Genomic DNA, 12,063 nt, shown 5'->3' on the forward strand with positions numbered 1-12,063 from the left:
GATGCGCGCAACAACTCTGGTTCACGAACGCTTCGCCGCCCGCGCGGCCACACACCCCGACGCGCTCGCCGTTGTCCACGGCGAGCGGCAGATCAGTTACGGGGACCTCGACCGCCGTGCCGACCAGCTGGCCCACGCCTTGAGACAGCAGGGAGTGCGACGCGGTTCCGTGGTCATGGTGCACCTGGAGCGCTCGATCGACCTGATCGTCTCGTTCCTCGCCACGCTGAAGGCGGGGGCCATGTATCTGCCGGTGGAGCCCGATGTGCCCGGCCACCGCGTGGCGCGATACGTCGAGGAAGCCGGCTGCGTGGCAGTACTCACCCACCGCGGCAGCATGGAGCTCTTCGCCGCCTTGCCGGTGGTCGCGCTCGCCGTCGACGGGACGCCGGCAGACGAGGTCCCGGCCGCTCCTGTGCAGACCGCGGTCGATGGGACGGACGGCGCCTACGTCATCTACACCTCGGGATCGACCGGCGCTCCCAAGGGCGTCCGCGTCGACCACGCCTCTCTCGCCTATCTCTACGACGAGATCAACGCGCGGTACGAGATCGAACCGACCGACCGGGTCCTGCAGTTCGCGGCCGTCTCCTTCGACACCTCCATTGAGCAGATCCTCGTGGCCCTGCTCAATGGCGCGGCCCTCGTCCTTCCGGACCACCTCTGGGCACCCAGCGACCTCGCGGACCGCCTGGCGGCCTACGAGGTCACCGTGATGGACCTGACCCCTTCGTACTGGCGGGCCTTCCTGTCAGAGCTCAGCCGTAAGCCGGCCGACCTGGCGGTGCGTCTGACGATCGTGGGCGGCAGCGCCGTGCACGCCGAGGACTGCCGGACAGCGCTGCGTCTGATGCCCCGTTCACGGCTGGTCAACGCCTACGGCCTGACCGAGACCACCATCACGTCCTGCACGATGGAGGTCACCACTCAGACGCTGCCCGTACAGGGTTCCGCGCCGATCGGTCGCCCGCTGCCGGGCACCGCGGTCCATGTACTCGACGACGACCTGCAGCCGGTACCGCCCGGCCGGCAGGGCGAGATCTACATATCCGGCCCTGGTGTCGCGCACGGCTACCTCGGGGACGCCGCAGACCGGTCCAGGTTCCTGCCCGATCCCCATGCGGAGCAGCCCGGTACCCGGATGTACCGGACCGGCGACGTCGGCGGCTGGACGCCTGCGGGCGATCTGGAGGTCACTGGGCGCGCGGACCGGCAGATCAAGGTCCGCGGGTTCCGCGTCGAGCCGGCCGAGATCGAGGCGGCCCTGGCCGCCCACGAACTGGTCGTCGACGCGGCTGTGGTGCCGTGGGCTCACGGCGCAGAGGCGAAGATCGCCGCGTACTACACCGCGGCTCCCGCGCGGGACGGTTTCTCACCCACCGTCAGTGAGCTGCGGGCGTTCCTCACGGGCCGACTGCCCGGCTATATGGTCCCCTCGACGTTCGTCCAGCTGCCCGACATGCCGATGACGAGCAACGGCAAGGTCGATCTGAAGTCACTGCCCGCACCGGACCTCTCCGGAACACCGGCAGCACCCGCACCCGACGGCCAACCGGGCCAGAGCGCCGGTCTCGTCGAACGGGTGGTGGCCGGGATCTGGCGCCAGGTCCTGGACGTGGAAGGCGTCGAGCCGCACGACAACTTCTTCAGCCTGGGCGGTGATTCCCTCAAGGCCGCCCAGTTGCTCGCCAAGCTCCGCGAGTCCCTCGGCATCCTGATCACCCAGATCCGCCCGCTGATCCGGCTGCTGCTCGACGACGCAACGCTGCGCAGCTTCGCCGCCGCTGTGGAGTCCGCGAGGGCGGGCATGCTCGCCGACGATGCCAAGGCCGTGGACTTCACCGTCGAGTCCGAGCTGGGCATACCCATCCGGCGTACCCCCGTCGAACCCGCCTCGTGGGAGAAGCCGGCCCACATCTTCCTCACCGGGGCCACCGGATTCCTCGGGGTCTACCTCCTTCGGGAGCTCCTGGCCTCCACCGACGCCACCGTGCACTGCCTGGTGCGGGCCGACGACCACGACCGCGCGATGGCACGTCTCCAAGGAAACGCCGCCCACTACTTCCAGGACGATCTGGAGCGCTACCGCAAGGAGGGGCGGATCCGCGCCGTCACGGGTGATCTCGCCGAGCCTCGCCTCGGCCTGACGGAGGACGAGTTCGACCGGCTGGCCCACATCGTTGACGTCATCCACCATCCCGGCGGACTCGTCAACTTCATCTACCCGTACACACACATGCGGGCGGCCAACGTCGAAGGCACCCGCGAGATCATCCGTATGGCCGCCCGGTACCGCAACGCCCCCGTCCACTACACCTCCACCATGGCGGTGGTCTCGGGCTTCGGGACCGCCGGGGTCCGGCAGGTCAGCGAAACCACCCCGGCCGCCCACGCCGATCACCTGTCGGTGGGCTATGTCGAGAGCAAATGGGTCGCGGAGGCCCTGTTGCTGGGCGCCGCCCGACAGGGACTGCCGGTGGCCGTCTACCGAGCCGCCGACATCTCCGGCGACCGCCAGACCGGTGCCTGGAACACATCGACGGAGATGTGCGCGATGAAGAAGTTCATCGTGGACACCGGGATGTCCCCCGTTGCCGAACTCCCCCTGGACTACACGCCGGTGGACCGCTTCGCCGCTGCCGTCGCACACATCGCCGCGTCCCGGCTCCCGCAAGGTGAGGTCTACCACCTCACCAACCCGGGCAAGGCGAACGTCTCCGTACTCGCCGAACGGCTGCGGGCCCATGGCCACACGGTGCGTGAGGTCCCATGGGACGAATGGGTGGAACGGATCGCCGAGATCGCGGTCGAGCAGCCCGGCCACCCCATGACACCGTTCGCTCCCCTGTTCATCGACCGCTGCTCCACCGGTGAGATGAGTGTGGCGGAGATGTACCTGGAGACGACGTTCCCGGTCTTCTCCCGGGACAACGTGGAGTCGGCCCTGGACGGCAGCGGCATCGAGATCCCGCCGGTGGACACCGAGATGCTCGACCGCTACATCCGCTATCTGACCACCGTCGACTTCCTGTGAGGCCCACGTGCTGATGCCAAGCCCGGTCCGGCCGCGGTCCGCATGGGAGCACCTGGATCTCACCGCCGCGCCGGCCGACGGCCCGGTCGCGTTCGGCGACGATCTCAGCCCACGCAGCCTGCTCGACGCGTACCGGCAAGGGCTGTACCCCTTCCCCACTCCCGCCGTCGAGCACCGGTTGCTCAACGAGCTCAGTTACGAGTCCGAAGTTGCTGCCGGACGGATCGGGCTGCAGACCGGCAGCCGGGATCCGTACGGCGTCGCCTGGTGCTCCCCCGACCCTCGTCCGGTGATCCCCGTCGCCCAGACACGCATCCAGCGGAGCCTTCGGCGACAACTGCGCGGTGTCGACTGGACGACCACGGCCGACGTCTGCTTCGCGCGGGTGGTCGACCAGTGCCGCGAGGGGCGCACAGAGTGCTGGCTGACCGACGAACTGCTGGCGAGTCTGACCCGCCTGCACGAGTGCGGCTACGCCCACAGCGTCGAGGTCTGGGACAAAGACGAACTCATCGGCGGGGTGTTCGGGATGCGGATCGGTGCCGTCTTCAGCGCTGATTCGCAGTTCACCCTGCGCAGCGGTGCGGGCAAGGCGGCGGTGGCCGAGCTGACGCGCCGCTTCGCGCAGGCCGGCGGCGTCGCGGTCGACGTCCAGCGCGACAGCGACCACATCAGGATGCTCGGGGCACGGCCGATCCCCCGCACCCAGTACCTGGAACTTCTCCATACCCCCCATCGGCCGTCGCCGCTGGACACCGGGCGGAGGCCGGTACGGCTGCTGACGGACTGACAAGACCAGGACCACACGACGACACACCGGAGACCGCCATGCTTCAGAGCACCACCGGTACGGGACTGCACGTCGCGAATCTCGCCGAACGGCCCGACCTGGAATCGGCCATGCTGACGATGGAATCGTCCTGGCCGGCCTACATCCGCCCCGACCCGATCCTGGTGCACTGGGTCTTCGAGCGGCACGCCCAGCACCAACTCGTGGTGCTCGACGAGACGGAGGCCGTCGTCGCCCGCGCGGCCAGCGCACCGCTGACCTGGGACGGCAACCCCGACAGTCTGCCGGGCACCGGCTGGGACGAAGCGCTGCGCCAGTGCATGACCGACACCTACAGCGGTCACCAGCTCAACGCACTGTGCGCGCTGGAGATCGCCGTCGTGCCCGGCCACCAGCTGCGCAACCTCTCGGGGCACACGCTCCAGGCTCTGAAGGACCACGCCCGCAGCCAGGGCTTCGGCGATCTCGTCGCCCCGGTGCGGCCCAGCCTCAAGCACACCGCGCCGCAGCTGACCATGGACGCCTACGCCGCGCGAACCCGCCCGGACGGGCTGCCGGAGGACCCCTGGCTGCGCGTCCACGTGCGGACCGGCGGCCAGATCCTGAAGGTCTGCCCGGCCTCAATGACCATCTCCGGGAGTCTCGCGCAGTGGCGCGAGTGGACGGAGCTGCCCTTCGACACCAGCGGCCCCGTCGAGGTACCCGGCGCGCTGACACCAGTGACAGCCGACATCGAGCAGGGCTACGCCGTCTACATCGAGCCCAACGTGTGGGTACGCCACCGCCTCTGACAGCACGCCGGCTCCGATTCCCGAACCAGCCTCTGGCTGCCGTCCGTTGACCGAGGCCAGGGCCCAGCAGCTCGCCCGCACCTGTTGCACAGCCTGTTCCGTACCGACCGACTTACAAGAAGGACGAACACCATGAGCATCAGTGAACCGGACAAGGACACCACCAAGCGCATCCAGCTGCGGTCCGCTCTGATCGAGCGGATCGGCGGCTACATGACCGCGCACGCGCTCGGGGTGGTGGCCGATCTCGGCGTGGCCGACCTGATCAAGGACGGGGTGCGGAGCAGCGACGAACTGGCCGCCGAGACCGGGGCACACGAGCCGTCGCTGCGCCGAGTGCTGCGCCTGCTCGCGGCGGTCGGGGTCACCACGGAGCCCGAGCCGGCCCGTTTCGGACTGACCGAGGTGGGGGCTCAGCTGCGTTCCGACTCCCCCGATTCGCTGCGCGCGTTCACCCGGGTCTTCTGCAGCCCGATGTGGTTCACCGCATGGCAGGGCCTGGGCGAAGCCGTCAGCACCGGCGAACTGGCCTTCAGCCAGGCCAAGGGCTCCGACTTCTACACCAGCCTGACCGCGGACGCCGAGTTCAGTGCCCTGTTCCACGAGGCGATGGGCGAGGAGTCCCGGATAGCGGCCGCACGCGTCGCCGCCGCCTACGACTTCTCCCACGCTGCCAAGGTCGTGGACCTCGGCGGCGGCGACGGAACCCTCCTCGCGGCCATCCTCACCGCCCACCCTCACCTGAGCGGCACGGTCTTCGACAGCCCGACCGGTGTGGCCGATGCCCCGGCGGTGCTGGGCAAGGCCGGGGTCGCCGACCGCTGCGCGGTCCAGCCGGGTGACTTCTTCCAGGACATCCCGGAAGACGGCGATCTCTACATCATCAAGAGCGTCTTCCAGGACTGGAACGACGAGGACGCGCTGGCCCTGCTGCGCTCCTGCCGGACCCGGATTCCCGACTCCGCCACCTTGTTGATCGTCGGTACGGTACTGCCCGAGATCCCCTCCGCGGACCAGTCGATCGCGTACTTCACCGATGTGAACATGATGGTCATGGCGGGCGGCCGGGAGCGGACCGAGTCCGAGTTCCGGACGATGCTCTCGGAGACCGGCTTCACGGTGCAGTCCGTGCGGTTCGGTGCGGCCGGACCGCTGTCCATGATCCAGGCCACGCCTTCCGCCACCCGATGACAGCGCCCGGCTTCGGTGCGGAGCTCTTCCTCGGACGGCTCCGCACCGGCCTGCTCACCCCGTCCCCCGGCGATCCGAGGCACCTTGGGGAAGCGGACGAGGACTTCCTCACCAGGCTGCGGGAGTTCTGCGAGAACAAGGTCGACAGCCACCTGATCGAACGTGAGGACCGCATCCCCGATCAGGTGATCCAGGGCCTCAAGGAGCTCGGTGCTTTCGCCATCAAGATCCCAAGGGAATACGGGGGACTCGGACTGTCGGGGCGGTGCTACCTCCGCGCCCTGATGATCGTCAACAGTAACCACTCGGCACTCGGTGAGTTGCTCGCCGCGCATCAGGCCATCGGCCTGCCCCAGCCGCTCACGCTGTTCGGCACGGAGGAGCAGAAACGCGCTCTCCTGCCGCGGTGCGTACGGGAGATCTCCGCCTTCGCCCTCACCGAGCCCGACATCGGCAACGACCCGTTCCGGATGCACACCACCGCCATCCCCGACCGGTCGAGGGACACGTACACGCTGAGCGGCGTGAAGCTGTGGACCACCAACGGCACCATCGCCGACCTGCTGGTGGTCATGGCCATGGTTCCTCCGGCAGAGGACCGCGCCGGGGGAATGACGGTGTTCGTGGTCGAAGCCGACACCCCTGGGGTGACGGTGGAGCACCGCAGCTCCTTCCTGGGTCTGCGCGGCCTGGAGAACGGCGTGATCCGGCTGCATGACGTCGTGGTCCCGGCAGCGAACCGAATCGGCGGTGAAGGCGAGGGGCTGAACGTTGCCCTCGCCGCACAGGAGACCGGGCGGCTCTCGCTGCCCGCTGTCTGTGCCGCCGCCGCCAAGTGGAGCGCGAAGATCGCCCGGGAGTGGGCGGCTGTCCGTGTGCAGTGGGGACGGCCGATCGGCGAGCACGACGCGGTCGCCGGAAAGCTGGCCTACATCGCAGCCACCGCCTTCGCTCTGGAGGCGATGGTCGAGATCTCCGGAAGCCGCGCCGACCTCGGTGGCGACACCGCGCTCGAGGCCGAACTGGCCAAGCTCTTTGCCTCGGAACATGCCTGGCTGGTCGCCGACGAACTGATGCAGCTGCGCGGTGGCCGCGGTTACGAGACCGCGGAGTCGGCCGCGGCACGCGGCGAGCGCGGCGTACCGGTCGAGCGGCTGCTGCGCGACCTGCGCATCGGACGCATCTTCGACGGGTCGACGGAGGCCCTTCGGAGCTTCATCGCCGACGCCGTACTCACGCACCACCGCGCGGCGGCCGACACGACGCAGGGCGCGCCCGGTGAGGCCCCGACCAGCACCCCCGTCGGCAGGTCCGCGCTCGCCGGCCACCTCCTCTTCGTCGAGCAGGCGGCCAGGCGGATCGCCGGTTCGTTCGCCGAGTTCGCCCGTCGCCCGGAGGGTGAACTGGACACCTGTCAGCGCCAACTGGGCCGGCTCGTCGACATCGGCGCGGAGCTGTACGCGATGAGCACCGCATGTGCCTACGCGGCGGCTCTCGCCGACGCCGACGAGACGCCCGTCCGACTGGCCGACGTGTTCTGCCGGCAGGCCCGGCTCAGAGTCACGGAGTTGTTCGGCCGGATGGCCGTCAACACTGACGATCACGACCGGGCCCTCGCCCGCGCAGTCCTCGTCGGAGACTTCACCTGGCTGGAGGAGGGCGTCATCGACCCCTCGATCGACGGGCCCTGGATCGCCGAGCCGAAACCCGGTCCGGCGACCGGACCCGATCTGCGCCGACGCGCCGCCACAGGCGGCGTCGGCATGTCGCCCGACCTGACCGAGCGCAAGGGAGCGCACGATGGACGATGAGACGCGCACCCTCGTCGCAGCGGCACGGAAGCGGATGTCCGAGCAGTCGATGCCGAACCGGTTCCTCGACCTGCTGGAGACGGGCGAAGTGCCGCAAGGGCATCTGCGCGCACTCGCGGGCGAGCTGTACCGCCTGGTGGGAAGTGACCGCCGCAGCTTCGCCCTGCTGGCCTCTCGCTTTCCGTCGGCCCCCGCCGGCGACCTGTTTCTGACGATGGCCCAGGGCGAGTCGCAGGCCCTGCGCCTGGTGCTCGATTTCGCGTCCGCCGTCGGGATGGACGAGGCAGAGTTGGTGGCGTACGAACCGAGGCCGCTCGCCCAGGCGTACCCGGCCTACCTGACTCAGACAGCCCTCCACGGCACGCGCAGCGATATCGCTCTTGCCCTGCTCGCAAATGCGGCCGACTCGGGTGACCAGTACGCGCGGGTGGCCGACGCGCTGTGCAAGCAGTACGGCTTCGACGAACAGGCCGTCGGGCACTTCCGGTTCTTCGCCGAGACGCCCCAGGAGCTGCTGGACCAGGCGGCGGAGACGCTGCGAGCCGGTCTGGCCGCAGGGGACGACCCCACCGAAGCCGTACGGACGGCGCGGATGGTGCACGCCTACGAACTCACCTTCTGGCGCACCCTCGCCGAGGACATCGTGCGCGGACGGGGAAGCGCCGGCCATCCCCGGACGGCAAAGGGCCGATGATGACGACCAACAGCACGCCACTCGGCAGAACCCGTCGCCTTCTGGAGAAGGCGCGCTATCTGAACCTGGCCACGGTGTCACCAGAGGGGCAGCCTTGGGTGGCCACGCTGGAGTACGCCTGGCTGACGGACCCGCTGCGATTCGTGTTCGGCTCGGCGGGACTGTCCCAACACGGGCTGAACATCGCGCTCGCGCCGACTGTCGGCGGAGCGCTGTTCGTAGCGCCAAGCACTCCTGGTCTGGACATCGGTGCAGTCGACGGTGCCCAGTTCACCGGCACCTGCGGCGAGATCTCGGCGGACGAACTCGGCGACTACTACTCGGACTTCTACCGGGCCGTGTTCCCCGACCCTGAGCAACGCGCCCGGTTCAGACTCAAGCCGTCGCAGCTGCGCCCTCCGGCAGCGCACCGGCTCTACGTCGTCATCGTCGAGGAGTGGTGGCTGATCGACACCCGCACCTGGGAACACGACAGGATCGACCGGCGGGCGGAGGTGCCGCTGACCGAACTGGAACAGCTCACCTCCGTAGACGCGCGGCGGTCACCGGCACCGGCAGAAGCAATGGCGGCCATCTCCACGATGAGGGACGGCCGCGGCACTCCGGTGGGGCGGGTGCGGTGACGAACAACAGCACGCCTGTCGACCGGACGCGGCGGGTTCTTGACCAGGCTCGGTACATGAGCCTGGCCACGGTGTCCGCGGAGGGCCGGCCCTGGGTGGCGACGCTGGAGTACGCCTGGCTCGCAGACCCACTGCGTTTTGTGTTCGGTTCGGCGACCGGGTCCCGGCATGGCCGGGATCTTGTGCTCTCGCCGGCTGTCAGCGGAGCGCTGTACGTGGCGGGAGGCTCCCCCGGCCTCGATGTCGCGGCGGTCGACGGCGCCCAGTTCAGCGGCGTCTGCGCAGAGATCCCCGCCGCGGAACTGGATCGGTACCACGCGGCCTTCTACGAGGCGGTGCTCCCCGACGCCGAGCAGCGCACCCAGTGGTCGCTCCCCCCATCGCTGCTGCAGCCTCCGGCGCCGCACCGGCTCTACCTCGTCGAGGTGGAGCAATGGTGGCTGATCGACACCAGCACCTGGGAGCAGGACCGGATCGACCGGCGGCTGGAGGTGCCGCTGACCGAACTCTCTGCGGGCGCCCTCGACGGAGGGCGGTCACGGCCTTCGGAGGCACCGACGGCGGCCGTCCCCACGCAGGGGGACGACCGCCGGACGCCGACCGGGCAGGGCCGATAGGTGGCTGGTTGCCCGCAGCCGACGGCGGGGCGTCACTCGTGCCCGTGCTCCGCCGAGCCGCTGTCCTCGGTGTGCTCGTCCTCCTCGGCGGCGGTGTCGCCGCCGAGGCCCGCCTGCACGGTGAAGTTCGCGGTCCGCACCTTGCCCTCGTGCTTGAAGTCGAGGAAGAGGCGGTACCCGTGGGCGCTGGGCGCGGTGGCGGTGAAGGAGACGGTCGGCCCGGGCTTCGTCTTGGCGTCGCCGGCTTCGCTGTTGGGGTGGACGTGAAGGTAGGCCAGGTCTCCGGCGCGCAGCGCGACGAGGTGCCCGTATGCGCCGAGGTAGGGCTGCAGATCGGTCACCGGCTTGCCGTCCTTGCTCACCTCGAAGGTCAACTCCCGTGCGGAGCCGGCGTCGAGGTCCCCGCGCAGGGTGACCGTGTAGCCGTCGACCTTGCTGGTGCTCACCTGCTTGGGCAGCTCCTGCGGCTCGTAGCGCCCCGCGACCGCCAAGTCTGTGCCCAGGGTGAGGCTTTCGACACTCTCGCCGGCCGGGGCGGCGGGGGCGAAGTCCGCGAAGAGGCGGTAGTCGCCGGCCGTCGGCAGATTCACCGGCATGCGCCACGTGCCGTCGGCGGAGCGCGTGGGGTGCAGGTGGCGGTAGACGGTCAGGTCGCGGGAGGCCAGGATCAGGTGGAGCTCCTTCTCCTGCTCCACCTCGTAGTCGGTGACCGGTCGCCCCTTCGCGTCGAGGATGGCGAACCGTATGTCGGTGGTGCGCCCGCGCTCGATCCGCGGGGTCTTCAGGTCGATCGAGTAGCCGTGAGCCGAAACCTGCAGCCCCTCGGGTACTTCTGCGGCATCGTCCGCGCCGCCGGCCTCCGCCGCTTCGACCTCACGGGCGGCTGGCGTACCCGGTTTGGTGCCCGCGTCGTCGGATCCGGCGAGGCTGCCCACGCCGTACGCCGCGCCGAACACGACGGCGAGTGCCGCGGCGAAGCCAGTGATCTTCGGCCAGGTCTTCATAAAAGTCTCCCGGGACGGGCCGACAGCAGGAACGTCATACGAGGAAACATATACCCCTACCCGGTATATGGCAACGAGCTTGAACATACGCCCAGGGGGTATACACTCCACCCTCCAGGGGTATTCGAACGCTGGCACCGACTTCCCTCAAGTAAAGGAATGCGGGCTGCTGTTGGGTCTCTGACGACAGCCGCTCGAGCAGCGGGGGTAGGCAGCATGGAGATACCAAGATACCCCCGAGGGGTATATTGTTGACCGTGTTAAGGGGGAGGAAGCGGCGATCAAGCCTCCTCCCGGAGTACCGACGAATCGATATCTGAGGTGAAACCCATGACCGACCAGACGACCTCCGACACCGTGTCCGGGACCCAGGAGGGTGAGGCGACCACCGTCTACAAGGTGTCCGGCATGACCTGCGGCCACTGCGAGGGCGCGGTCTCCCAGGAGATATCCGCGCTCGATGGCGTGACCTCGGTGAAGGCCGTCGCCGAGACCGGTGAGGTGACCGTCAGCTCCGCCGCCCCGCTCGACGAGGAGAGCGTCCGCGCCGCCGTCGACGAGGCGGGTTACGAGCTCGTCGGCACGGCCTGAGACCGTCCGGGGCATGGCCCCGGGCCACACGTTTTCCTACCCGCCGGGGCGTGCCGCTTCCGCTGACGCGGATACCGTACGTCCCGGCCTATCCCAGGAGACTCCCCATGACCAGCACGGCTCCCGATACGACACTGCCCGGCCCGGCGTCCGTGTCCGCCTCCGAGGTCGAGCTCGCCATCGGCGGCATGACGTGCGCCTCCTGCTCGGCCCGCATCGAGAAGAAGCTCAATCGCATGGACGGTGTCACGGCGACCGTCAATTTCGCCACCGAGAAGGCGAAAGTCTCCTATCCGGAGGGCATCGAGGTCGCCGATCTGATCGCCACCGTCGAGAAGGCCGGCTACACGGCCAAGGAGCCGCCTCCTCCCACTCCACCGGTCGGCGAGGGGGGAGACGTCCAGGCGGCGGCTGGACCCGCTGTGGACGAGGAGTTGCTCTCCCTGCGGCATCGTCTGCTGGGGTCGCTCGCGCTCTCGGTGCCGGTCGTCCTGATGGCCATGGTCCCGGCTCTGCAGTTCGAGAACTGGCAGTGGCTGTCGCTGACGCTGGGCGCGCCGGTCGTCGTCTGGGGCGCCTTCCCCTTCCACAAGGCCGCGTTCACCAACGCCCGGCACGGCGCCGCCACCATGGACACCCTGGTGTCCCTCGGCACGCTCGCGGCGCTCGGCTGGTCGGTGTGGGCGCTGTTCTGGGGAGACGCCGGAATACCGGGCATGCGCCACGGCTTCGAGTTCACCATCTCCCGTTCGGACGGCTCCTCCGCCATCTACCTGGAGGCCGCGGCCGGGGTCACCACCTTCATCCTCGCCGGGCGCTACCTGGAGGCCCGCGCCAAGAGGAAGTCGGGGGCCGCACTGCGGGCGCTCATGGAGCTGGGCGCCAAGGACGTGGCGGTGCTGCGCGGCGGCAGGGAA

The 12,063-nt window shown here is 69.3% G+C and carries 11 protein-coding genes; 10 read left to right on the plus strand and 1 reads right to left on the minus strand.

Features of this window, described 5'->3' with window-relative positions; genetic code table 11:
- Position 1 precedes the first annotated feature (1 nt).
- The 8 genes from AC5P09_RS38700 to AC5P09_RS38735 all read left to right on the plus strand — a co-directional run bounded on the left by AC5P09_RS38700 (position 2) and on the right by AC5P09_RS38735 (position 9,551).
- Positions 2 to 3,034 carry a non-ribosomal peptide synthetase gene (locus tag AC5P09_RS38700; RefSeq protein WP_493878380.1) on the plus strand — a complete coding sequence of 1,011 codons (3,033 nt, stop codon included), beginning with the start codon at positions 2 to 4 and terminating at the stop codon, positions 3,032 to 3,034.
- A 13-nt stretch (positions 3,035 to 3,047) separates the two neighbouring features.
- On the plus strand, positions 3,048 to 3,824 hold the full coding sequence (locus tag AC5P09_RS38705) for a leucyl/phenylalanyl-tRNA--protein transferase (RefSeq protein WP_493878381.1): 777 nt from the start codon (positions 3,048 to 3,050) through the stop codon (positions 3,822 to 3,824).
- Between the two features lie 38 nt (positions 3,825 to 3,862).
- Positions 3,863 to 4,615: an N-acetyltransferase gene (locus AC5P09_RS38710; RefSeq protein ID WP_493878382.1), complete on the plus strand. Its 753-nt coding sequence runs from the start codon at positions 3,863 to 3,865 to the stop codon at positions 4,613 to 4,615.
- Between the two features lie 132 nt (positions 4,616 to 4,747).
- Positions 4,748 to 5,806 carry a methyltransferase gene (locus AC5P09_RS38715; RefSeq protein WP_493878383.1) on the plus strand — a complete coding sequence of 353 codons (1,059 nt, stop codon included), beginning with the start codon at positions 4,748 to 4,750 and terminating at the stop codon, positions 5,804 to 5,806.
- Positions 5,803 to 7,617, plus strand: coding sequence for an acyl-CoA dehydrogenase family protein (locus AC5P09_RS38720; RefSeq protein ID WP_493878384.1), 1,815 nt, complete (start codon positions 5,803 to 5,805; stop codon positions 7,615 to 7,617). The genes AC5P09_RS38715 and AC5P09_RS38720 overlap by 4 nt, the downstream gene beginning before the upstream one ends.
- Positions 7,607 to 8,311 carry a thiaminase II/PqqC family protein gene (locus tag AC5P09_RS38725; RefSeq protein WP_493878385.1) on the plus strand — a complete coding sequence of 235 codons (705 nt, stop codon included), beginning with the start codon at positions 7,607 to 7,609 and terminating at the stop codon, positions 8,309 to 8,311. The genes AC5P09_RS38720 and AC5P09_RS38725 overlap by 11 nt, the downstream gene beginning before the upstream one ends.
- Positions 8,311 to 8,934, plus strand: coding sequence for a pyridoxamine 5'-phosphate oxidase family protein (locus tag AC5P09_RS38730; RefSeq protein WP_493878386.1), 624 nt, complete (start codon positions 8,311 to 8,313; stop codon positions 8,932 to 8,934). Before AC5P09_RS38725 ends, AC5P09_RS38730 begins: the two co-directional genes overlap by 1 nt.
- Positions 8,931 to 9,551 (plus strand): pyridoxamine 5'-phosphate oxidase family protein, encoded by a 621-nt coding sequence (locus AC5P09_RS38735; protein WP_493878387.1) that lies wholly within the window; start codon positions 8,931 to 8,933, stop codon positions 9,549 to 9,551. Before AC5P09_RS38730 ends, AC5P09_RS38735 begins: the two co-directional genes overlap by 4 nt.
- A 32-nt stretch (positions 9,552 to 9,583) precedes the next feature.
- Here the strand turns inward: AC5P09_RS38735 and AC5P09_RS38740 are convergent, their stop codons facing one another.
- The gene (locus tag AC5P09_RS38740; protein ID WP_493878388.1) at positions 9,584 to 10,555 is read right to left on the minus strand and encodes a DUF8832 domain-containing protein; all 972 of its coding nucleotides are present in this window, start codon (positions 10,553 to 10,555) and stop codon (positions 9,584 to 9,586) included.
- A gap of 330 nt (positions 10,556 to 10,885) precedes the next feature.
- On the opposite strand from AC5P09_RS38740, the gene AC5P09_RS38745 reads away from it, so the two are divergent.
- Together AC5P09_RS38745 and AC5P09_RS38750 are read left to right on the plus strand one after the other, a co-directional pair.
- Positions 10,886 to 11,146 carry a heavy-metal-associated domain-containing protein gene (locus tag AC5P09_RS38745; protein WP_493878389.1) on the plus strand — a complete coding sequence of 87 codons (261 nt, stop codon included), beginning with the start codon at positions 10,886 to 10,888 and terminating at the stop codon, positions 11,144 to 11,146.
- Between the two features lie 107 nt (positions 11,147 to 11,253).
- Positions 11,254 to 12,063, plus strand: an 810-nt coding sequence (locus tag AC5P09_RS38750) for a cation transporter (protein WP_493878390.1), incomplete at its 3' end; no start/stop codon positions are given.

Source organism: Streptomyces sp. a15 (genome assembly GCF_059026085.1).